Source organism: Pantoea sp. BR_17, assembly GCF_041955125.1.
Classification (GTDB): Bacteria; Pseudomonadota; Gammaproteobacteria; order Enterobacterales; family Enterobacteriaceae; genus Pantoea; species Pantoea stewartii.
Window position 1 is genome coordinate 780,566 of record NZ_JAVAXT010000001.1, and the last position, 22,425, is coordinate 802,990.

The 22,425-nt window shown below is 53.1% G+C and carries 24 protein-coding genes and 1 pseudogene; 13 read left to right on the plus strand and 12 right to left on the minus strand.

The features are described 5' to 3' along the window. Positions 1–400: 400 nt before the first annotated feature. From RAC60_RS03545 to RAC60_RS03560, 4 genes are all read right to left on the minus strand, one after another. Entirely contained in the window at positions 401–967 is a 567-nt protein-coding gene (locus RAC60_RS03545) for a hypothetical protein (protein WP_033738394.1), read from the minus strand. 391 nt (positions 968–1,358) lie between these two features. Further along, the gene (locus RAC60_RS03550; RefSeq protein WP_033738395.1) at positions 1,359–1,814 is read right to left on the minus strand and encodes a GNAT family N-acetyltransferase; all 456 of its coding nucleotides are present in this window, start codon (positions 1,812–1,814) and stop codon (positions 1,359–1,361) included. A gap of 214 nt (positions 1,815–2,028) precedes the next feature. Then, entirely contained in the window at positions 2,029–2,358 is a 330-nt protein-coding gene (locus tag RAC60_RS03555) for a DHCW motif cupin fold protein (RefSeq protein ID WP_039340834.1), read from the minus strand. A gap of 318 nt (positions 2,359–2,676) precedes the next feature. Then, positions 2,677–3,645, minus strand: a complete 969-nt coding sequence (locus RAC60_RS03560; protein WP_375092646.1) for a D-2-hydroxyacid dehydrogenase family protein — start codon at positions 3,643–3,645, stop codon at positions 2,677–2,679. Positions 3,646–3,865: 220 nt separating this feature from the next. Here RAC60_RS03560 and RAC60_RS03565 point away from each other — a divergent pair, with 220 nt between their 5' ends. Genes RAC60_RS03565 through RAC60_RS03580 form a run of 4 tightly spaced genes read left to right on the plus strand, consistent with a single transcriptional unit; the run spans position 3,866 to position 6,356 of the window. Continuing rightward, entirely contained in the window at positions 3,866–4,450 is a 585-nt protein-coding gene (locus RAC60_RS03565; protein ID WP_284181312.1) for a cytochrome b, read from the plus strand. 13 nt (positions 4,451–4,463) lie between these two features. Further along, positions 4,464–5,015 (plus strand): tetratricopeptide repeat protein, encoded by a 552-nt coding sequence (locus tag RAC60_RS03570; RefSeq protein ID WP_039340843.1) that lies wholly within the window; start codon positions 4,464–4,466, stop codon positions 5,013–5,015. Continuing rightward, the gene (locus tag RAC60_RS03575) at positions 4,996–5,553 is read left to right on the plus strand and encodes a sigma-70 family RNA polymerase sigma factor (RefSeq protein ID WP_375092683.1); all 558 of its coding nucleotides are present in this window, start codon (positions 4,996–4,998) and stop codon (positions 5,551–5,553) included. The genes RAC60_RS03570 and RAC60_RS03575 overlap by 20 nt, the downstream gene beginning before the upstream one ends. Further along, positions 5,550–6,356, plus strand: coding sequence for an anti-sigma factor (locus RAC60_RS03580; RefSeq protein ID WP_058702771.1), 807 nt, complete (start codon positions 5,550–5,552; stop codon positions 6,354–6,356). Before RAC60_RS03575 ends, RAC60_RS03580 begins: the two co-directional genes overlap by 4 nt. A 29-nt stretch (positions 6,357–6,385) precedes the next feature. Here the strand turns inward: RAC60_RS03580 and RAC60_RS03585 are convergent, their stop codons facing one another. Next, positions 6,386–6,961, minus strand: coding sequence for a YceI family protein (locus RAC60_RS03585; protein ID WP_375092647.1), 576 nt, complete (start codon positions 6,959–6,961; stop codon positions 6,386–6,388). A 308-nt stretch (positions 6,962–7,269) separates the two neighbouring features. Here RAC60_RS03585 and RAC60_RS03590 point away from each other — a divergent pair, with 308 nt between their 5' ends. Further along, positions 7,270–7,821, plus strand: coding sequence for a GNAT family N-acetyltransferase (locus tag RAC60_RS03590; RefSeq protein ID WP_205950052.1), 552 nt, complete (start codon positions 7,270–7,272; stop codon positions 7,819–7,821). An 86-nt stretch (positions 7,822–7,907) separates the two neighbouring features. Here RAC60_RS03590 and RAC60_RS03595 read toward each other — a convergent pair. Beyond that, positions 7,908–8,090, minus strand: a pseudogene (locus RAC60_RS03595) (helix-turn-helix domain-containing protein); the annotation flags it as partial. A gap of 198 nt (positions 8,091–8,288) precedes the next feature. Between RAC60_RS03595 and RAC60_RS03600 the strand changes: the two are divergent. After that, on the plus strand, positions 8,289–8,807 hold the full coding sequence (locus RAC60_RS03600) for a DUF6886 family protein (RefSeq protein ID WP_375092649.1): 519 nt from the start codon (positions 8,289–8,291) through the stop codon (positions 8,805–8,807). On the opposite strand, the gene RAC60_RS03605 is transcribed toward RAC60_RS03600, so the two are convergent. The 4 genes from RAC60_RS03605 to RAC60_RS03620 form a co-directional block, all read right to left on the minus strand. Next, positions 8,688–9,566 (minus strand): hypothetical protein, encoded by an 879-nt coding sequence (locus RAC60_RS03605; protein WP_375092650.1) that lies wholly within the window; start codon positions 9,564–9,566, stop codon positions 8,688–8,690. The two genes, RAC60_RS03600 and RAC60_RS03605, sit on opposite strands and share 120 nt — an antisense overlap. Positions 9,567–10,375: 809 nt before the next feature. Beyond that, positions 10,376–10,603 (minus strand): non-oxidative hydroxyarylic acid decarboxylases subunit D, encoded by a 228-nt coding sequence (locus tag RAC60_RS03610; protein ID WP_072021682.1) that lies wholly within the window; start codon positions 10,601–10,603, stop codon positions 10,376–10,378. A gap of 9 nt (positions 10,604–10,612) precedes the next feature. Then, the gene (locus RAC60_RS03615; protein ID WP_375092651.1) at positions 10,613–12,040 is read right to left on the minus strand and encodes a non-oxidative hydroxyarylic acid decarboxylases subunit C; all 1,428 of its coding nucleotides are present in this window, start codon (positions 12,038–12,040) and stop codon (positions 10,613–10,615) included. A gap of 33 nt (positions 12,041–12,073) precedes the next feature. Continuing rightward, a complete protein-coding gene (locus tag RAC60_RS03620) occupies positions 12,074–12,637 on the minus strand; it encodes a non-oxidative hydroxyarylic acid decarboxylases subunit B (RefSeq protein ID WP_033738417.1) in 564 nt (187 codons plus the stop codon). A gap of 198 nt (positions 12,638–12,835) precedes the next feature. Between RAC60_RS03620 and RAC60_RS03625 the strand changes: the two genes are divergently transcribed. Next, positions 12,836–13,258, plus strand: a complete 423-nt coding sequence (locus RAC60_RS03625) for a MarR family winged helix-turn-helix transcriptional regulator (protein WP_110267637.1) — start codon at positions 12,836–12,838, stop codon at positions 13,256–13,258. A 106-nt stretch (positions 13,259–13,364) separates the two neighbouring features. Here the strand turns inward: RAC60_RS03625 and RAC60_RS03630 are convergent, their stop codons facing one another. Both RAC60_RS03630 and RAC60_RS03635 read right to left on the minus strand, forming a co-directional pair. Beyond that, positions 13,365–14,315 (minus strand): GNAT family N-acetyltransferase, encoded by a 951-nt coding sequence (locus tag RAC60_RS03630; protein WP_375092652.1) that lies wholly within the window; start codon positions 14,313–14,315, stop codon positions 13,365–13,367. A 171-nt stretch (positions 14,316–14,486) separates the two neighbouring features. Beyond that, a complete protein-coding gene (locus tag RAC60_RS03635; RefSeq protein WP_375092654.1) occupies positions 14,487–15,377 on the minus strand; it encodes a LysR family transcriptional regulator in 891 nt (296 codons plus the stop codon). Between the two features lie 98 nt (positions 15,378–15,475). On the opposite strand from RAC60_RS03635, the gene RAC60_RS03640 reads away from it, so the two are divergent. From RAC60_RS03640 to RAC60_RS03665, 6 genes are all read left to right on the plus strand, one after another. After that, the gene (locus RAC60_RS03640; protein ID WP_375092655.1) at positions 15,476–16,534 is read left to right on the plus strand and encodes an SDR family oxidoreductase; all 1,059 of its coding nucleotides are present in this window, start codon (positions 15,476–15,478) and stop codon (positions 16,532–16,534) included. A 326-nt stretch (positions 16,535–16,860) separates the two neighbouring features. Next, complete coding sequence (locus tag RAC60_RS03645) at positions 16,861–17,187, plus strand: four-helix bundle copper-binding protein (protein ID WP_110267640.1); 327 nt, start codon at positions 16,861–16,863, stop codon at positions 17,185–17,187. Between the two features lie 662 nt (positions 17,188–17,849). Continuing rightward, positions 17,850–18,401 (plus strand): DUF1641 domain-containing protein, encoded by a 552-nt coding sequence (locus tag RAC60_RS03650; RefSeq protein ID WP_375092656.1) that lies wholly within the window; start codon positions 17,850–17,852, stop codon positions 18,399–18,401. Beyond that, the gene (locus tag RAC60_RS03655; protein ID WP_375092657.1) at positions 18,401–19,762 is read left to right on the plus strand and encodes a cytochrome ubiquinol oxidase subunit I; all 1,362 of its coding nucleotides are present in this window, start codon (positions 18,401–18,403) and stop codon (positions 19,760–19,762) included. Before RAC60_RS03650 ends, RAC60_RS03655 begins: the two co-directional genes overlap by 1 nt. After that, positions 19,759–20,703 (plus strand): cytochrome d ubiquinol oxidase subunit II, encoded by a 945-nt coding sequence (locus tag RAC60_RS03660; RefSeq protein WP_375092659.1) that lies wholly within the window; start codon positions 19,759–19,761, stop codon positions 20,701–20,703. Before RAC60_RS03655 ends, RAC60_RS03660 begins: the two co-directional genes overlap by 4 nt. Positions 20,704–21,312: 609 nt before the next feature. Then, positions 21,313–22,383 carry an amidohydrolase family protein gene (locus RAC60_RS03665; RefSeq protein WP_375092661.1) on the plus strand — a complete coding sequence of 357 codons (1,071 nt, stop codon included), beginning with the start codon at positions 21,313–21,315 and terminating at the stop codon, positions 22,381–22,383. The last annotated feature ends 42 nt before the right edge of the window (positions 22,384–22,425 follow it).

Here is a 22,425-nt window from a genome sequence, read left to right on the forward strand (position 1 = left end):
GCGCCAGGCGCCTGCCCCCGAGCAGCAGCATGTGGATCATCCCTCCCTGTGGGCGCATTACGCTTCCAGATTTGACTACATCAAGACTCCGTGCGGCATCGTCATCAATAGCGGTATGAGCACCTTGACTCCCGTGCTGACCGGGCATTTTTCAAACATAAAGCGCGCGCATTGCTGCTCATCTTCCTTACACTGTGACTTCCCGCTCCTCTTTGCACCCCACATGAACCCCAGTGAAATTCCCCCTGAAGCGCAACGAAACACGTCGGCGTCATAACGGTTGCGCCACGCTTATCGGCACCCCGGATACCGACAAGGCAGGATTAAACAAACGACGGCTTTAAGCGTCTGAGCGGACGTCGCTTAGTGCATCAGGACGACTGATGTATCAGATGGCAGGTCAGATGTTTCGTGTGCGCTGTTTTGCTTTTTTGCCGCGCCAGTACTCTTCAAGGTAAGGCAGCAATTCAAGCATCACTATTCCTGTAAGCACAGCCACGATATAGTGGCCTGGCAACGGGTCTGTTCTGAGTTTAAGTTCAAATCGTGCAGATTCTTCACCGAAACCAAACAGTGCCAAAAACTGCGGCCAGTGACGGGAAACCACCAGCAGAAGCGCCACTAAAGGTAGCATTTCCAAAAAACTGTGCACATGCTGCTCAACCGGTGAGACCCGCCTTGCGGTCACAGCATAAGTCACATCCCACAGCGCTGTTGCCTCATGGCAGAAAAACAGCACTATCATAAACGCAATGACTAACGCGTTTACCTCTAAAAAGAGGGCCGCGAGTAAGGGCAGGCCCATCTCCAGAAACATCAGAATATGAATATAGGTTTCTTTCAGACCGGTGGTGGTTTCGATATCAGTGGCTCTGTGACAAAGCCAGTCCGCAAACCCAGCAATAAGCCAGACAGGCAAAACAAAGTAGAGCAGCAGCAACATCTGAGGATCGGAAGAAGGAAGCATTTTACTTTACCTGTAAAGCTTAAATGAAAAAGCATAGACGCAGAGCGAGGGTGAGCAAGGCAACCGGGACAGGGTGAGCAGACTGCGCGCCCCAAACAACTACATAAGCAGGTCAGAAACGTCCGCTTCTGCCACCGCGCAAACATTCATGCGTCAGACAAGCGACACCTTCCTCGCGAACCTTGTATTAGAAACAGTGCCAGAGCAGCAGACGTTACCCTGGCAGAGGGAAACGACCGCCTTTACAGGCAAACATGACGGGGTTACAAACCGGTTACTGCACCGTCTTTCCTGAATTATTTACCCTCAGTTGCAACGCAGCTCCCTCGACAAACGCTCAAGATGTCACCGCGCGTTATAAAAGCGGAGGTATGAAGTGTAAGCCGTACTGCTACAGGTCCTTGCACATATACACGCTTAAAGGATCGCTGATATAGGGAGGGAAAGCCTCACAAAGCCTGTAGCCGCAGCGACGATACAGCGCTATAGCGGGCTGTTGATGAATGCCGGTTTCAAGGCGTAGCTGATAACAGCTGTTCTCTGACGCGAATTTTTCAAGTGAGGCCAGAATTTGCTCGCCGAGTTGGCGTCCCCGATATTCTGGACGAATGTAAACCCGTTTAATTTCGCCTACGTTGCCGTCCTGAAGAAGTAAAGTGCCACAACCAGCGGGCAACCCATTAGCATCACGCGCAATGACGCAGCGCAGTTTCTTATTACTGACGGTGGAAAGGTCCAGGCAATGATGACTTTCTGCAGGATAAAGCGCGCGTTGAAACGCATCAAGTTCACTTACCAGGCAGGCTAACGCAGCGTCATCTTTATTTATTTCTGACAGGTAGAACATGATAGTCCTTTTCATTTTCGTCTGATGAAATCATCACGATATTTCAGACCTGTTTATATTGTTTGTCTGACTCAGCACATGATTAATGACGCAGGCCATCACCTGTCGTGCTCCATGCCGGGTTCTGGCGCATTATTTCAACAACCGGTCTCACGTTTAAAAAACGCGCTTCCCCCTTTACTGGCGTACAACAAGAAAATCACCCTACCTCCCTTCAATCAACGATAAACAGCGTTGCGCCCTGCGTTGTCGTCGAGCGATGCGCTTCGGCATTGTCCGCCACCTGATAGCTCATGCCAGGCGTCAGGACAAACACTCGTCCATCGTCCAGTTCCGTGGTCATTTCGCCTTTCAGGCACAGAAGAATGTGACCTTTTAAACACCAGTGATCGGCGACATAACCCGGAGAGTACTCAACCATTCTCACCCGGATAGCGCCAAACTTTGCCACACGCCAGAGCGCGAAGCCGCATTCACCTTCATGGCGTTCTTCCTCGATCTGTGACCAGTCGGTTGTGCCAAAAGGGATATTTTCCATCTTCATTTTTTTATGCCTTATTCGCGAGGGTGAGTGACGTCACCCGGGGTATTTAAAGCGGAGCAGGCAGATAACGGCTCGCTCAGTAAACGCGACGCTTCTGCTTCAGGCCATTAAAACATTTCCTACCCTCTGCGCTCGGGTATGTGAGCCGTGAATACGAGTGGACTCGATGACAAACCTGGCGATAGTTAAACGGATCAGCGGATGGCTTTATCACTTTCCGGCTTTCTGTTTAGCTTTCTTAAACGTGTTATCTTTTCCCTGAACACCCGTACGTATTGACACTGCGTCCACTTAGCGGTTTAGCGCAGCAAATTGCGTTTAACCCAGCGCCTCAGGGTTGATCACGTGGCTTGTGTCACCCTGGAAAAAACGCACCACATTGTCAAACGCGGTGCTGAAATAAAGCGTGTAACTGTCCTTTTCAACATAGCCGATGTGGGGCGTGCAAAGTACGTTGGGCATCGATAACACTGGATGCGCCGGATCGTAAAGGGGCTCTGTCTCAAAGACATCCAGCGCGGCAAATCCCGGACGGCCCTGCCGGAGCGCGCTCAGCAAGGCGCCCTCTGCCACCAGCTCTGCCCGGCTGGTGTTCACAAACAACGCATCGGGCTTCATCTGCACCAGGTCGCTCAGCGTGATGTTGCCCTCGGTGGCGGCCACCAGGCGCTGATGAACAGTTATCACATCGCTGGTCGCAAAAAACGCCTCACGGCTGGCTGGCACGATTAAGCCTTCTTGCTGCGCTTCCTGTCGGGCGCGATCGCTGCCCCAAATCTGCACCTGCATGCCAAACGCGCGGGCGTAAGCCGCAATGCGCTTGCCGATTTTACCGTAGCCCAGAATCCCTAACGTCTGTTTGTGTACACCCTGCCCCAGTTCTGCCTGCCAGTGTCCGGCACGCATGGCGTTAACGGCCTGTACGAACTTCCTGCGGGCCGCCATGATTAACAGCCATGTCAGCTCTGCCGGCGCAACGGGCGAACCCACGCCTTCCACCACCGCCACGCCAGCCCGGGAACAGGCTGCAAGATCGATATTGCGGGCGATCTTGCCGGTCTGGCTGATCAGCTTCAGTTGGGGCGTACGCTGTAAAAACGCCTCGTCAATGGTGGTGCGCTCGCGAATCAGGATCAGGGCCTGAGCACTTGCCAGCGCTTCAGCGGCGGCGGGATCGCAATGGATATCCCCAACAGCGGTACAGTGAAAGGCCGGATGGCGTTTCAGGCAGTCCAGTCCTGCCGTAGCCAGTTGATAATCGTCGGGAATACATACCGGTATCGTCATCGTTACGCGCGCCTCAAAAGTCGGATTCGCTTTTCACTGCCGCCTGTAAACAGTCTTACATCATTAAAACACCAACAGGGTTTCGTCAATCGACTTCGCCGCATTCTGTCCACGCTTTTGAGCAAGGCGGACCCTGCCAACGGGTTGCGAAAAAAAGAGTGAATAGAAATCGCAGGACGCACGTTTACTCAGCAGAAACCTGAACGAGAGAACCCATGTCATGATTCATGCTCAACCCGTAAAACCCCGACAGCACGATGACCGGCTGACTCTGGCGCTGCACTGGATCACCGCCGCCAGCCTCCTCTTTTTATTCGCCAGCGCCCACATCTGGCAATGGCTGGAGCGCGGCACGCCGCTCAGGAAAGGCTTACAGTCAGTGCACATGTCCTGCGGTATTTTGCTGGCGCTGGTGATGGTGATGGTGGTTCGTCCGGTCTGGCGGGTGATGAGTCAATGCTCGCTGCGTTATGCCCTGCCTGCGGCGTCGATATCCCGTACGGCATCCATTCTGTCTCACTGCGTGCACGGCGCGCGCTGTCTGTTGCTGTTCACACAGGTTGTATTGGGCTTTCTGTTCCGCTGGGCACAGCAGGAGCCGTTTCACTTTTTCGGTCTCTTCGGGCTGAGCGGGCGGGTCCATGTCGATCCCCTGTTTAAACATTCATTGAGGGAATGGCATAACACCATCGCCTGGGCGCTGATCGTTCTGGCCGCGTTTCATGCCCTGGCCGACCTGCTTCATCACTTTGTTTTCCGCGATAACGTGCTGCGTCGCATGCTGCCCGTTCGCCCCTTCCGTTAACTGGAGCTCTGCCATGAAAAACATTGCATCGATACTGCATAATACAGGCCGTAAACTATGGATTCCGGCGCTGCTGCTGGTTATCCACACCGCACCCGCGCTGGCCGCAGGGGATGACAGCACCAACAGTACGATCCCGGACTGTCCGCATGGGCAGGTTTATGACAGCAAGCGTAAACAGTGCGTCCCCGATAAATCGGCGCGTCTGACTGACGAAGACAAAACCCGTTATGCCTATCATCTGGCGAAAAAAGGCGAGTACCAGGCCGCGCTGACGCTGCTGGATAAGCTGAAACAGCCTGACACCGCCGAAGCCTGGAATTACCGCGGCTATGCCACCCGAAAACTCGGGCGAACCGATGAAGGTATCGGGTATTATCAGCGTTCGCTGGCGCTCAATCCACGCTATGCCAAAGTACGTGAATATCTCGGCGAAGCGTGGCTGATTAAAGGTCGTCCCGACCTGGCGAAAGCGCAGTTAAATACTCTCGCCCGCCTGTGCGGAACGGGCTGCGAGGAGTATCGTGATTTGCAGGCCGCCATTGCTGGCCATCCGGAATCCTGATACGCAATGCGAGGACAGTGATATTACGACCAGCGAAGTTCGTCAACAGCTTGCTGCCCATCTGACGCGCCTGTGGCGCTACGGCCTGGTGCTGTCCCGAAACCACGACGTTGCCGAAGAACTGGTACAGTCGACCTGCGTTCGCGCGCTCGAAAAGAGCGCGCAGTATACGCCCGGCACGCGCATCGATCGCTGGCTGTTCACGATCCTTCACTCCATCTGGATTTCTGATCTGCGCGCCCGCCGCGTGCGGCTGGGACAGGGCTTTGTTGACAGTGACGAACTGCTGGCCCCGGACGCGCAGGAACGTGATGAAAAACGCCTGTATTTTCAGAAAATCATGCAGCGCGTCAGTGCGCTACCGGAAGCCCAGCGTAATACCGTGTTTCTGGTCTATGTAGAAGGCTTTACCTATCAGGAAGCCGCAGAGACGCTGGTCGTGCCTGTCGGCACCATCATGAGCAGGCTGGCCACCGCGCGTTCGGCGCTGGCCAGGTCGTTTGATGATAGGGATGCCGCAAAGGAGAAACGCTCATGAACACGTCGCAATTTACGCCTCCGTACAGCGACGAAGCCCTGGTCGCCTGGCTGGATGGCGAGATGGATCCGGCTGACGCGCGCAGGCTCGAAGCGCTGCTGGAGACGGATTCTGATCTGGCTGAGCGCATTGATGAACTGATGAAAAGCCAGCTCGACTTTGAGGCGGCCTTTGCGCCGCTACTGGACAAAGCCCCGGAAGCCAACATGCGGCGCCAGCTGGATGCGCTCTCAGCTCCCCCCACGCCTGAACCCAAAATGACGTCCACTACGGGCGTCAGTCGTCGTTCACTGATCGCCGCCTCGCTGAGTTTTCTGCTGATCGGCTCGGGACTGGGTTATCTGGCGCGCCCCGGCAAAACCGCGCTGAGTGAGAGTGAGAAGATTCGCGATCTTGAAGCGCAGTACATGTCGCTCTACAGCGCAGAAACCCTGCTGGATGCCGATAACTCCCCTGCCGCCTTGCAGCATGGCCTGGCCCGCACGGCACAGGATATCGGTCTGCATCTGAATACGCAGCAGCTCACGCTGCCCGACGCAGAGTTAAAAATGGTGCGCATGCTACGCTATGACAGTACGTCAATTGCGCAGATTGCCTGGATCCATGCGGAATATGGACCGATGGCGCTGTGCATTTCCCCCGATGCGCATCCGACCTCAACCGGGCTTGAGCGCGAACAGCGCCATGATATGCGCCTGGTGTGGTGGCATCACCGCGGCTACCAGTTTGTTCTGATTGGCCGCAATCCGGCCGGGGAGTTATCCGCCAGCGCCAGTGCCCTGAAAACCGCGCTTAACGCCTGACCACCACGCGGCAGTTAGGCCAGGCGCGTTCAGGGAACATGGCTGGCCTCTGCCTGAATATCGATAGTAATGGTCACCCTGTCATCCACCAGCGAGGTAAAGCGATCCATATGGTAGGCCGAGCGCGAGATCGTGGTCATCGCATGCAGCGAGATCCTGTCGCCAGTCTCTGCGGTGCGATCATGCTCTTCCATCGTCGCGTCAAGGATCACCGGTCGCTGGACGTCCTTCACCGCTAACGCACCAAAAAGCCGGTATTTACCGTTGCCGCGCGCCACGATGCGGGTGCTGGTAAAGACGATGTTGGGATAGCGCGGCGCATCAAAAAACATGCTGCTTTTAAGCTGATAGGTCAGCAGATTGTTTGAGGCGATTAGCGTGGAAACCGGAATGGTGACCCGGACATGATTATCCAGCTCATTCTCCGGGTTCAGCGTCACCTCGCCGGTCACGCCCGTCAGTTTCGCATGCGACATCCCGCCAAAGGCACGCCATGACAGCCCTATTGCCGTGTCAGGCGTGGAAATCGTGTAGTAAAGCGGGGCCGCATGGGCGAACGGACTCAGCAGCACTCCAGCAACCAAAAAAGAAACAGCGCGCGTCATAGCAGGTTTCTCCAGTAAACAGACAACGCGTTAACGCGCCAGGTGACAACGTTATTCGATTAATACTTACAGTTATATAACATTCGTGAGGCCGGAGATCGCATTTGGATGGGGAAGCGGCACGGTTATGTGAGGTAGATGCAGGATAGTGCGGCGGTTTTTGGCGATGCGCGAGCGTCTTTCCGCTGTGAGCGGGTTGTTGACGCGGTGTCCGGCGTGGAGGTTGCCCAACCTGTTATCTGAAGCGGATGCAGATCTTCATCGCTTGTGATAAGAAAGAAAATTAATCTGAGTTCAGGAGATGAGTTATGTACCTGGATGATATTCCCCTTAATTTTCGGCAGCATGAAACCTTTTATCTGATCGCCCCGGACATGAGTCGTACGGAAGAAATGCAGCAAAAACTGAATGCATTTAGTTCCCTTCATCATGAATTCCTGCTCTGGTCTCCCGGTTTTCACTCTCTGAATGCTGTTGAGAAAAATATGGCGGAGGCGGCCGGGAATTTCCTGAATGACAACGTTGAATATAAGTTTTTAATCATTGATCGTCAGTCAGATAACCTCTCAGGCTGTATTAGCTTATTTATCAGGAATCGCGCGATTCCTTATTATGAAATCGGCTATTGGCTCGCTACTGATATGTGGGGTAAAGGCATTATGTCTGAAGCTTGTAAGCTGGTCACAAACATGGCCGCCGATTTTTTTCAGGCAAAGCGAATCGAAATTCGTACGGCAGGACGTAACGTACGCAGTCAGTCTGTTGCGTTAAAGTGCGGTTTCAAACCCGAAGCCAGACTGGTTAACGAACGCCTCGATAGTCTGGGGCGGATTGATGATACGGTTATCTACCGGTATTAGCACGGCTTAAATATGAGTGATAAATCAGAAAAAGAGCGGTTTTCTACCTGCTCATTTTGCATCTCGTCAGCGATGCCATCACAGCTTCAGTGCGATGACACAAATGCAGAGTTTTGCTGCAAAGGCGGAAAGGCGAAATTACGTTGCATACGCTTTATCTCTTCTGCCGGTAGCAGGCCAAACAGCCGTTTGAACTCGCGATTAAACTGCGACGGGCTCTCGTAGCCAACGGCGTAGCTCGCGGCGGCGGCAGTGAGCTGCTGACGGACCCAGACTGAAGTTCAGTTTAGTTACTCAGGCATTGCACAAGAGGATCTGGACGTAGCAGCACAATTTCTCACGGCAAATGCAGCACATCTTTCAGAAGTTGTGGCTTAAACCGTCATTGACGTATTCATCTAAATAAAACTTTTCCAACATAGAATGATGAATTCATCATACATCGTCTACTTTAAATGGACTTCTGAATGCGCCTGTTTCATTTCAGTGATAATCCCGACATCGCTGTCTTCAGACCTCGCCCCTTAAAGGTTCGTGTTGACAGACCGGCAGGGCAGGAATGGCTGAACGGTTCACTCATATGGGCTACCGCCGAAGCTTATGAGCTTTTGTATCTGTTTCCACGCGAATGCCCTCGCATTGTTTATTGGCCTGTCGCGGAAACCACACGCGAGGACAGAGAATTGTGGATGGGTAATATGATCAGCTCATCGGCTATAGCCTGCATAGAGCAGACATGGCTTTCGCGGTTTAACCTCGGACAGATTTTCAGGTATGAACTGCCTACCGCAGGTTTTGAACCTACAGGTGAGGTCGGGATGTGGGTATGTCCTGAAGAAGTTGTACCTGTCGGCCTTAAATGCTTTTCAAGCCTTCCCACCGAACTTACGGACAGGAATATTGGTCTTCGCGTTATGGACAGGCTGCCGCTCCAGCCGGGCATAACCAAATATCCGCTCCACACCGTCAAGCGCAGAGCGCCATGACGCACTGCCGCTGTCAGAATTTTTAAGCACGCTCCTGAACAGCGGGCTTGAGGAAAGGCTGCGGTTGATATAGGAATCGGGTAAAGGACGAATGTAAAGCACGGACGTGTCGGCAAGGATAAGCGCCAGCATATCCCGCTTGCCCAGGCTGTAGTAACTGTAGAACTGCCGAAAATAGTCCACCTTCACGGTCGCCAGCGCAACCCCTGCAAAATTGCCGGCGGCATCATTCAGCCGGACCGATACCGGTATGACCAAATCGCCCGTTGAGCGGCTTCGGATTACGTGACTGATATGAATCCCTGTATCAGCATGCGTGCGGTGCCAGATAAAATAGTCCCGGTCAGCATTAGTTGCCTTTACCGGCACGAAGCTGCCTGACGTCGCGACCCAGTTACCTTGTTTGTCATAGATAAACAAACCGTGCAGTTGGGGAAGCTTTCCCTGCTGCTCGTGGATTTGCGCTTTAAATGCTGACGTGGAAGCATACTCCGGTCCGTTCAGCGTAAGTTGCCTCACTGCGTCGCTAAGAGTGATGTCCACCTGAAGAAACGCGTCTTCGGCCTGCCTGGCAAGTGAGACGGAAAGATTACGCGCGCCTTCCTCCCGCTCAGAAAGTTTGAGGCGCCAGTCATTCCAGAGAGACCACGCGTTAATACCGACAACCGACAGGGCCGTAACGAGTAAAAATACAGCCAGGCTACGGCCAAGCGATGTCCGCATCAGCGGGGAAGATACGTTATCGGGTAACTGATTCAAGAAGGCATGACTCCGGAAGGCATTAGAAACACTTAAGGATATAGCAGGTGGACGATTTTAAAAGCTTTCTGAGGTTTGACCAGACCTCCCTGAGCGGGCGAACATCTCAACTGCCTTTGCAAGGTTTTTATCATTTGAGTCTCCCCTGGATTGCCCGCCGGGCTGAAGAGAGCCCAGGCTGTTTGTCAAAAAGCCAGAAACGCAGATGACTCACGAAAAGGGATGCTTAACCGTGGACTGATTGCCAGCGGGGAAAGCCAGCGCGATGTGCTGACAGACACAGGGCTCGTTGGTTAGAACAACAGGGAACAGAAATTCCGGAACAATGGGAAGGGAATTATCGTATGTGCCTCGACTTGACCGAGCGTCAGTATCACCTTTCAGGTCCACTCGGTTCCGCTCTTCTGGGGGCTTTTATCTCATGGAGATGGCTGAGTCGTCTGGGTAAATTCAGAGCGCTGAAGATAACCCCCTCAGGCTGGAAAGCCTTCGGGCACCCTTTTGGTCTACGTCAGCTACACGGTAACCCCACAGCAGAATAGTCCTTTTTTAATTTAGTCATGTGAACCAGCCGCTTTATATTCCTGTGATCGTTACTGCCGTGTGAAGCTGACACCGGCCCCGGTGACGATTACTGTTAACGTGCCCTAAGCTTACTGCTTGCGCCTGCCGATTATTAATTTCACCCACTTAATATCACCGCAGTACAACGTCATGTCATCAAATAATTTTTTGATTCAGTAACAGAAATGAAGCAGGTTTAACGTGGCAAATCATTCATAGCGGGCCTGGGCCCGCCATAAAGGAAATTACCGGGTTAACAGAGGAGGTACAGACGGGACTTCCGGCGCCGTATCAATATCATGTTGGGTCATCCGGAAAGCGTCAGGATAATGTTCCCGCTCCGTTCTTCTGGCCGGCTCTGTGCTGCGCCATGTGTACAGGCAATGCTGACACTGCTGTACCGTCCATACACCCTCAACAGGCGATGTTGCCATCATTTCAATGTGCTCATCAGCACAACGTGGACAAATCATACTCTCTCCTTAACCGCGGTTTGATAACAGGGCCGTTAACTTCTCAACCCAGAGTGATGTTTCTGGCAGGTCTTTTACCGGCTGACTGTAGTGGCCGCGTATATCGGGTGCGACCGGTGTCGTCGCATCGATCACAAGTTTATCTGTTATCCCTGCGGGACTAGAGCCCGGGTCCAGTTCCAGTACGGACATGTTTGGCAACTGAACGAGATCGCCTTGTGGATTGACCTTGGAAGACAGGGCCCATATCACCTGAGGCAGGTTAAAGGGATCGACATCTTCATCGACCATGATCACCATCTTGACGTAGCCCAGACCATGCGGCGTCGTCATCGCCCGTAGCCCTACCGCACGGGCAAACCCACCATAGCGTTTCTTAGTAGAAATAATGGCCAGTAAACCGTGCGTGTACATGGCGTTTACAGCCTGCACCTCGGGGAAATCCGCTTTCAATTGTTGATACAGAGGGACGCAGGTTGCCGGGCCTATCAGATAGTCAATTTCGGTCCAGGGCATGCCCAGATACAAGGATTCGAATATGGGCTTAGTGCGGTAGGAGACTTTATCAATCCGCACAACCGTCATCTTGCGACCACCGGAATAGTGACCGGTAAATTCGCCAAACGGTCCTTCAATCTCACGTTTGCGGCCCTCAATCACGCCTTCAAGAATGACTTCCGATCCCCATGGCACATCAAAGCCTGTCAAAGGGGCCGTCGCGATGGGGTACGGGCTTTCGCGTAGTGCACCTGCCATTTCATATTCTGACTGATCGTACTTCAGCGGCGTGGCTCCCATCAGCGTGATAACGGGGTCATTGCCCAGCGAGATAGCCACGGGCAAATCTTCGCCACGTTCTTCCGCTTTGTGAAGATGAAGTGCAATATCGTGCATCGGCACGGGCTGCAGCCCGAGTTTGCGTTTACCTTTCACCTCCATCCGGTAAATGCCAACGTTTTGCTTCCCGAAATGTTCCGGGTCAAGTGGGTCACGTGAAACTACGCAGGCCTTATCAAGATAGAAACCGCCATCGCCATCGTTTAAGCGAAACAGTGGAAGGATGTCGAAGAGGTTGATCTCTTCACCCTCAACGGTATTTTCTGACCAGGGCGCATTGGCGCGCCTTTCAGGAGCCACAGGAAACGTTTCCCAGCGGCGAATGAATTCGTCTATCTGCTGTTTCACTGGTGTATTTAGTGGGAGGCCCAGCGAAATGGCATGGTTTTGCCAGGAACCGATGGTGTTCATCACGACATGAGCATGATGGTAACCCTTAATTTTTTTAAACGAGAGGGCCGGTGCGCCTTCACCCATTCGCCCTGTCGCATTTGCCGCGGCGGCGATATCCGGTTCGGGCAACACCTCTTCATCAATTTCAAGAAGCTGGCCCTGTTCGTCCAGCGCCTTCAGGAAACTACGTAGGTCATCAAACGCCATTATTCACTCTCCATACTCAGAAATTTTTAAAGACTAGTTGAGGCCTTTCCAGCGATTTGCCTTTGGCGAGGCAATTCCAAACTGGTCGAGAACGCGGGCGACGACATGATCGATCACATCATCAATAGTTTTGGGGTGGTTATAAAAAGCAGGCATTGGCGGAACCATAGCGACGCCAAGACGGGAGAGGGCCAGCATATTTTCAAGATGAAGAGGACTGAGAGGCGTCTCTCTGGGAACCAGGACAAGTTTTCTGCCTTCTTTAATGATGACGTCAGCAGCCCGTCCAATGAGCCCTTCCGCGTATCCGATGCGAATGCCAGCTAACGTTTTCATACTGCAGGGAATAATCACCATCCCATCGGTGTGAAAAGAGCCTGACGAGAGGGTAGCGGCCTGGTCGGCAGGACCGTGCACGACATCAGCCATATTCATCACCTCACGCGATGAAAAAGGCGTTTCGAGTTCAATTGTGGTTTTAGCCCACTTGCTCAAAATCAGATGCGTTTCAACCTCGCTGATTTCCTGTAAAACTCTGAGCAGCGCAACCCCTAAAGGCGCGCCTGTGGCTCCCGTCATACCGATGACAATTCTCATCTGACTGCCTCATTAAAATAATGTTCGTGCACGAATGAAATTGACGGTACGCCAGGCACGCCCTGAAAGTCAATTGATTTCTATAGTTACTATTATCAGCGTTATCTTTTATGTCTGCCGACAAAGAATGTTGAACGGAGGGAATAATGATTTAACATTAGCGGGACACAGCGGGTAAAAAATCAGGAATAAACCTTAATGCACAAAGACTTGAGCAACCTTTTCTTTCATCTGACACGGAAACTTCTTCAGGAACATACCGCCTTATGGCAGGAAAAGATGCCCTTTCTGACAAAGCAGCAGTTCGCTGTTCTGTCAGCCGTTCATGCTCAACCAGGAATCGAACAACTGGACTTAATGGAGGCGGCGTTGAGTTCAAAGGCTACGCTGGCAGAACTGCTTGTTCGAATGGAACGTAAGGGACTGATCAATCGTGCAGAGGGAAAAAAAGACAAACGTCGTAGATTTATTACGCTGACGGTTCAGGGCGAAGAGATGCTTAAAACTGCGGCACCGATAGCTGAACGCGTTGATTCCCATTTTCTGAACAGGTTAGAAAAAAATGAACAAAACGACATCATCAGCCTCCTGAAGATCATGTTAAAAAAACCTGTTTCCTGAAAGCGTCCTTACCTTTTAGAAACAGGTTTAACCGCCGGGTCGTGCCCGCAGCGGAATGACAAACCACCAGGTGCATCTTCGCCGCCTGGGAATATTTACGGCGCGGTTAGCGGATTTTGCGGATAAATTGCTGTTCCGTAATCGTGCTGCCCCATTGATCCCCTTCCCACTCTTTCGATAATTCAAACCCGAATGACTCGTATAAACGCCTTGCCGCCGTTAGCTTATTAAAGGTCCATAGCTGCACCGCAGAGAACTTCTGCTCATCGCAAAACGCCATCGCCATTGCCATCAGTTTTCGACCGAGGCCGCTGCCCCGGCAGTCATCGTCAAGAATGAACCAGCGCAGATGCGCCTCATTGTTCCCGAGATCTTCACCATCAATGGCCACAGAGCCAACGATACGATCGTTCATGACTGCCAGCCAGATCTGGTTGCCTTCATTACCGAGACGTCCCGTAAAATCGGCAAGGCCCGCTGCGACCTTTGCTTCGAAAAAGGCACCGAAATTGTGCTCTCTGGCATAGTAACGGCCATGCATCTCCGTAATGCGACCTGCCATGCCCGGATGGTAGCCGGTGACGATGCTCACATGGCTGTGTTCATCAAGCTCTGTGTTTTCACGACAGGCTTTGAGTGCGCAGGCGTAGGATGACAACCCCAGTGAGACAGTGTGCTGTCGCGCAGGGTCAAGCTTTCTCAGCGCAGCGGCGACCCGCTCATCAGCATACTGATTAATCGCCCCCACGGTCTTTATCCCCTTGTCTGTGAGCCGCAGGTATTTCGTTCTGCCATCATACGCGGACGGGGCTTCATCCAGCTCACCGGCCTCGACGAGTTTAGTGAGCAGGCGACTCACGCTGGATTTCTCAAGCCCCAGTGTCTCTACCAACTGGGACGCGGTCACGCACCCTTTTGCTTCTGCTTCGAGTAAGGTATGAACGGCAGACGCTGAATAATCGGTTGCCGCCAGGGTCTGATTCATAAAGCCCAGTTCGCGCACCATCAGACGTGATGCAACGCGGATAGTGTTAATGGTGTTTGTCGCGGTGTTCATCAGCGTAGATCCTTTACGATATAGTTGTATTATACAACCATATGGCGGGAGATCCTGTCAATCTTGCTACGCCGCTGTGCGGCTGTGCGGCTGTGCGGCTGTGCGGCTGTGCGGCTGGCGCAGACTAAAACGCTTTCTGACCCGCTCAGTGCCCGTCTGAACGGACCAGGCTTAACTGTGAATACCCACCAGTTGAGGAAGTAACTGCGCGATCACATCCACAACGCCCCTGACGCTCGGGGGAATAAAACGTGCATCAGGAAAAATCGCATAAAGAAATCTATCCGGGAGTCGCCATGTCGGCAGGACAGGAACCAGTAACCCCGACGCCAGCCCTTCCGTTGCCAGCGGATGCTGAATGCCCCCGATCCCGATACCTGCCTGAATAGCAGCGATGAGCCCTTCGCTGGTGTTGGCCCGAAAAACGGTGTTCACCTCTAATTCGATTGCCTCCTCTCCTGAAACTAACTGCAGAGGCCTGTCCAGCGCGAGACCGCTGAACCGGATATGAGGCAACTGCGTCAGCTCATCAACTGAATGAATTTGTTTAAATCCCGGCGCCGCATAAAGCCCGGATGTCACGCGGCCCAGCATGCGTACCGCATGTAAGTCTGGCGGTTTGCCCGCCAGCCGCACCGCAACATCTACCCCTTCACTGACCAGGTCGGCAATACGATCATCAAGTAAAAGCTCAAGATGTAATCCGGCGTGCGATTTCTGGAGCGCCAGAAGATGGGGAAGAAAAAGGCGCCCTAAGCCGCTGGGCAACTGCACGCGCACCGTGCCCTGCCACTGCTGATCCCCGGGATTGAGCGCCCTCTCTGCTTCCCGTATGGCATCCAGCAAAGGTTTGATGTCGCGTCTGTACCTCTCTCCCTGCTCAGTGAGCATCATAACGCGCGTTGTCCGGCGAAATAACACCACACCCAGTTCTGCTTCCAGTGCGGCAATCTGCTGACTCACGGCAGACTGTTTCATGCCGATCTGGCGCGCAGCGGCGGAAAAGGAGCCTGCCTCAGCGACCCGCAGGAACGTCGCCATCGCGTTAAGCTTGTTGTTCATTTAATGATTTCACTTATAAGTGCCATCAGTTAAGGGGGATATGCGCAAAAAAATGAATATATCACACTCTCTCCCGTCACCTTATCTGGAGAAAATGCATGAATACGCTGCAAACGAAAAACGTCGCGCTGGTCGCGGGAGCCAGTGGCATTGTCGGGCGTCAGCTCGTTAACACGCTGCTGCAAAATGACTGGGAGGTGATTGGCCTGAGCCGTAACCCATCGCCGCATCTCCAAAACCTACCCGTTGTCACCGTAGATTTACGGGATGCCGGGCAGGCCGCACGTGCGCTGCAGCCGTTAACGCATGTCACGCATATTTTTTACAGTGCCTGGCTTAACGCGGCCACCTGGGCCGAAATGGTGGAACCCAACGTCACCATGCTGCGTAATCTGGTGTCCAACATTGATACCGTGGCATCGTTAAAAACGGTAAGCCTGATGCAGGGTTATAAAGTGTATGGCGCACATCTTGGTCCCTTTAAAACGCCTGCGCGTGAAAGCGATCCTGGCGTTGCTGGCGCTGAATTCAATGCGGCTCAACTGACGTGGCTCAGCGATTATCAACGTGGACGGTTATGGCGATGGAATGCTGTCAGGCCGGGCGTAGTAGGCAGTAACGTGCCCGGTAATACCATGAATCTTGCACTGAGCATCGCGCTGTATGCTTCACTTTGTCAGTCGCTGAATCTCCCGCTCCGTTTTCCTGGATCACCGCAGACCTGGGGCAGCATCGTTGATTTTACGGATGCAGGTTTACTCGCTGATGCAACGCTCTGGGCAGCCACCTCACCCGCTGCCTCAAACCAGGCGTTCAACGTCAACAACGGCGATGTCTGGCGCTGGGCTGAACTCTGGCCGTTGATTGCGCGTTGGTTTGAGGTTGAATGCGCACCGCCCGTGAGAGTGTCGTTTGAGCGTATGTTCAAAGATTACCGCGCAGTCTGGCGTGAACTTGCGCTGAGCAAGCGTCTGGCAGAATCTGACATTCTGAAGCTGAACGACGGGCAGTTCGCAGACTTTGTTTTTCGCTGGGATTACGACATGTTCGGCGATGGCAGTAAGCTGCGCCGTGCAGGATTTCGGGGCATGCAGGCAACAGATGAGATGTTCTTCCGTCTGTTCAGACAGTTCAGAGCTGCCCGCATAATTCCTTAATCGCTGACCGCCGCGGGTTCCGGCCGGCGTAAACAAAAGTGGGCAGTCGGGACGCCCTTACGCGGGAACAGATCCGTCGTATAAAAATGCGGGCTTAGCAAACCGCTAATGATGCCTGTGCGTTGATTATGACGCACGGGCGTCATCCCCTCTGTGACGTTACTCGTCGTTTTATGTCCGTCGCGGCATAACGGAATTAAGCACCCATGAATAATTCACCGGAAGTCAACCATGTAGCCTGTATAACCGGTTATTGCGTCATTTCAGCCTTGAATAAACAGCCATCTTCTTCATGCTTATTAATCCACCTTCACTAAGGAGATATTATGCGTGATGAATACAAAAGCTGTATTGAGGCTTGTTATTTGTGTGCAGCCGCATGCGACCATTGTGCCGCCTCATGCCTTGAAGAAGAAAATGTCGATATGATGCGCACGTGCATAAAACTGGATATGCAATGTGCCAATATATGTCGTCTTGCCGCGCAGTTTATGACGCTTAATAGCGAATTTGCGTCAGCGCTTTGTCAGCTCTGTGCGGAGGTCTGTCAGCGGTGTAGCGATGAATGTGGTCAGCACAAACATGACCATTGCCAGGACTGCGCCAGAGCCTGTCACCAGTGTGCTGAACACTGCAGGAAGATGGCCGCATGAGGACAGATTATCAGGCCCGCTTTGGCGGGTTTTTATAAAGGTAAAGGATCAGAGTGAATATTCAGCCTGAAGCTGATGTCACCTCGCTCAAGTCGCGCCAACGCTATCCTGCATGACTCGCCGACTCAGTTTACCGGTTGCCAGGCCCTGTCTGATACGTTCTGCACGGTGACAGGTTTAATGCGTGCATAAAATCATTTTAAAAGGACTGGCACAGGATAAAGGAGTTGTAAGCTGTAGCGTTGAAATTCTGTCATTACCTGACTTTCTACAGCACATGTATTCTTTTATGAATCAAAATCCATTTGGAATAACCATTCAGAGCGCAGCGGCAAACGAATAGATCAGCGTCTGCGCTTCGTTTATTGCAGCCTGTTATTTCAGGGGTAAGCGGTAACGTGATCATCCCACTCATGGCTAAAATTAAGATTATTCCCGAGCGTCTATCCAGCTGCGCTAACTGACTGTTTAAAGTTATTAAAATTTTCTGGCTGTTATCTTTGACGGCGGCTTTTCATTCATTCAGTCTGCCGGTTCGCCTGCTTTATTCCCGTCTGACAGCTAATTTAAAAACAACGTTGAGTAAATTACCCGGTCCGTTTATGCGCAACAGCGAGTCACCCTTTCAGCGCGCGGGCCTGCTGGTCAGAAAGGCGAATACGATGGAAACATACTCCTCTGTCTGCGATGCGGAACAGCCGTCAGGCGTCGGCCGTGTTACCCCCTGCCCCCTGAACAGGCGGCCTGTCCAGCGACATTCTTATCGCCGAACCGCCAGACCTGGCGCGGAATTTGCCCGCACCGGGCATACGGCAAGCAGATGCTCTGTCTGGTTGCGGGAAAGCAGACATCGACAGGGTTTCCTGCGTCCTGTCACGGACAAGGCCGATAGTCACACATCGATTTATGCGCAGCCAGTCAACGCCCCGCATCTGCCTGGTGTGCGCAATGCCGTGCAGAAGCGGTTACGGCGCTTTGAGCCGCAGGTAACGATTCCGTCCGGGGCGTTTAATCCGGTGGTGTTAGTCATCGTTCATGCCTCAAAAACGGCGCAGATGGCAGGACGGGCTGATGAGCACATCATCAGGTTAATGAAAGACGATACGTTATGGCGGGGGATAAGACCGGCCCGGCAAGACATGTGCGCGTCGGGCCAGGAGAGCCGACAATCGTCTGGAAACGGTGTCAGCCGTTACCGTGGTCAGCCAAGCTGATGCCTGAATCCGAAATCGTACTCTTGCTATCGCGCGCGCAGTTTGCGTTGACGATAGGCATGCACATTGTGCTGGCGGCGTTTACCCTGGGGCTTGGCCTGATCATTGTTTTGCTGGAAGGAGCCTGGTTACGCTACCGCCGTTCACACCACTGGCAGGCGCTTCAGTTCTGGATGCGTGTCTTTTCGCTCACGGTTGCAGTGGGTGCCGTCTCGGGTGTAGTCATGGAATTCCAGTTTGGTACCAACTGGAGCCCCTTTGCTCATAAAGTGGGTGGCGTCATGGGCCCGCTGATGTTTTATGAAATCCTGGTGGCGTTTTTCCAGGAGTCAGGCCTGACCGGCGTGATGTTATTTGGTATGGGTAAAATAAACCCAAAACTGCACTTCATTGTAACCTGCCTGGTCGCGTTAGGGGCTTTCCTCAGCGCATTCTGGATCCTTGCCGCCAACTCCTGGATGCAAACCCCTGTTGGCTATCTCCGCGATGAGCATGGCATTTTCCATGCCAGGAGCTGGATAAGCATCGTCTTCTCTCCCTCGTTTCCACTGCGGTTTACGCATATGGTGCTGGCCTCTCTTATTGCGAGTTTTTGCGTGACTGCCGGGGCCAGTGCATGGCGGTTACTTAAGCAACCCGCCGACCTTGCCGCGAAATGTGTGATGTCATGGTCCCTCTGGCTGCTGCTGATTGCTATGCCGCTGCAAATCGTAACGGGCGATCTGCAGGGCGAAAAAACCCGTGACTACCAGCCTGCTAAACTGGCTGCAATTGAAGGCAGCTGGCGCAGGCCGCTTCAGGGTGAGGGGGAGCCTTTACGCCTTTTCGCCCTGCCCGATCAAAAAGCGCAGGTTAACCACACAGAAGTGGCGATTCCGACAGTGGCCTCACTTTATTTGCGCCATAACCTCACCGGGCACATTAAAAGCCTGAGCGAATTCCAGCCTGATCAACAGCCGCCGGTCTGGCCGGTCTTTTTTGCCTTCCGCGTGATGGTAGGTATGGGGCTCATTATTTTTGTGACCAGCCTGACCGCGCTCTGGCTGCGTTACCGGCGCGCGCTGTGGCCGCGCCGGTTGATGAAGTGGGTTGTGGGCCTGACGCCCGCTGGCTTTATTGCCCTGCTCGCAGGCTGGATCGTGACTGAGGTGGGCCGTCAGCCCTGGACGATCTACGGGTTATTACGTACCGACCAAAGTATTGCTCCCCTTTCCTTATCGACCGTCATCTTCTCTTTCACCGGCATCATCGGGGTGTATTCTCTGGTCTTTGGCCTGGGAATCTATTATTTCTTACGCCTCGTTAATTCTTTCGACAGTCATGCGCTCAGCGACGAAATCAGCACGGAGGCCTCTTCATGAGTCTCGATGATCTGTCCGCCGCCACGGTAGCCTTTTCGTTACTCATCTACCTCTTGCTGGACGGAACCGATCTGGGCGTCGGTTCCGTTATTCTTTTTTTTGATAATGAGCAGGATCGCCGCCGCCTGGTCCAGTCCATCCTGCCTGTGTGGGATGCTAATGAAACCTGGCTTGTCCTGACTGCGGGTGCGCTTTTAGCGTTATTTCCCGCGGCCTACAGTCGGATCTTTAATGCTATCTATGTTCCGCTGTTTCTGATGTTTTTCTCCCTCTTTGGCCGTGCGCTGGCGCTGGAATACCGCGGGCAGGCTTCATCTCGCGTTAAGCGCTGGCTTGATTTCGTCCTTTTTATCGCATCGTTTGCGGCCGGTTTTTTGCAGGGCTACATGGCCGGCTTACTGGTGAGCGGTTTACCGGGTCAAACCGAATTTAGCTGGCTGTCGGGATATGCATTAATCAGTGGCCTGGGCATGGTATGGATTAACAGCCTGCTGGCCTGTTGCTGGATACGCTGGCGCGTGGGCGATCAGGCAAACATACGTGCGAGGCAACTGAGTGGGTGGTTACTGGGGCTGACTTTCCTGTTTTTCATTTTTAACATAGCGTATTTACCTGCCCCCTGGCAGAAAGCCCTCTCAACGCTTCCCGGGAAAATAAGCCTCGCGCTTGTCGCACTCTGCTGGGCAGGGCTGGTCGTGAAGTTGAAAAGTAACGCCGCTTTATCGCCGTTAATTTTTGCGCTGCTGATGGTGACGTTCACGTTTATCACCCTGATGACCGGCATGTATCCATGGCTGATTCCTGGTACGTTAACGCTGTCTGACGCCTCGTCAGGTGCCTCTAGTCAGTATTTCTTGTTGGCAGGCATCGCCATCATTATGCCCCTGACACTGGCCTACAATAGCTGGGCTTTCTGGGTTTTTCGGGGACGGGTCAAATGATCCCACAGATAACCTGACAGACACGATCTGGCGCACGAACTGAACGTTGCGGCAGTCTTAACACATTCGCTGCGTTGCACGATGAGGTTAACCGGTGCACTATCGATTTCATCGATTCGCTTTCTTGCCGTTTCCATTACCGAAAAACGCCCATCTATCCCGTCTTAACCGTTCATAAGTATGCGGCATGACATAACCCTCCGGTTAAATACAGTATTCCAGCCAGACGCGTGTAGCTATCAGCATCGTAATGACCCCGGAAGTGTCGGTTCTCCCTTTATGCCCGACGCAGGCGCTCCTTCGCGATGTTCTGCCTTAAACCTGCAGCTGACAGGGTTATCACGTGTACTGATTGACCCGTACACATTGCGCGGTAACAACGCGCTAAAAACACGGCTTTGACGTTCAGACAGGCTATTTGTGATTAACATCTTATTTACACAATTAACATCCTCTTTTTGCTGGCTTGACGCTGGGCGATGACTCTATAGTCAATTTATTCTGTAAAACACAGTTTTACTCTGTAAACCTCGCATTGCGTGCAGACTGGTTCCCGGGCCCTGTCAGCAACGTCAGATTGGGTTCGGTTATAAAGCATAAGGGGAAGCGATGGAGACAGTTAACGCACCGCATTTGCCTGTCAGAGAAAACTGGCTGGCACGGCATCACGAAAACGCGTTGATGCCCGATCTAACGATAGTGGATGCTCATCACCACTTATGGGATCGTCAGTCAGGACGTTATCTGGTTACTGAGTTCAGCCACGATATTGAGCAGTCCGGACACCGGGTTCTGTCAACGGTTTATGTGCAGTGCCGTTCCATGCTGCGCTGTAACGGACCTGAAGCTTTCAGGCCCGTGGGTGAGGTTGAGTTCGCGAGCGGCGCTGCCGCTATGTTTGACAGTGGCCATTATGGTAAGGCAGCAGGCTGCGAAGCGATTGTAGGTGGTGCCAGTCTGCTGGCAGGAGATGACCTGCAACCCGTCATTGAACTCATGATGGCGCGCTCAGGTGGACGTTTACGAGGAATGCGTAATCCGCTTGCCTGGCACAGTGATCCCCGCGTCGTATCAAGCCCTGTCACACCGCCTGCTGGCCTTGCCACCACTACCGCATTTCGCAAAGGCGCAGCCTGCCTTGTCCGGAACGGACTCTCGCTGGATGTCTGGGTTTATCACACCCAGCTTGATGACATTATTGCGCTGGCAGATGCGCTACCCGATCTTCATATCATTGTGGACCACTGCGGTGGGCCGATCGGCACGGGGCCTTATGCTGGCAAAAGGGATACCGCCTTTCAGACGTGGCAAAACGCCATTACCGCTCTGGCTGAACGACCAAACGTCAGCATGAAGATCAGCGGCTTTGGCATGACTGTCATGGGCTTTCCCTTCGCACAAAACGCCACACCACCGGACTCGCTGACGCTCTCTCTCGCCTGGCGGCCACTGTTTGAAACGCTGGTCGAAACGTTCGGCGTCACACGCTGTATGTTTGCCAGCAATTTCCCGGTCGACAAAGGCATGTTCAGCTATGGCGTGTTCTGGAACGCCTGCAAACGGCTGGCTGAACACATGTCTGCCGACGAAAAAGCACACCTTTTCTGGCGCACCGCAGCGTTGAGCTATCGCTTATCTTCCCTGGAGAATGCTGATGAATATCAAATCAAGACCGCATGAGGCTCATCCACTGGAACAGAATGAAGCCAGCCTGACGCTCTC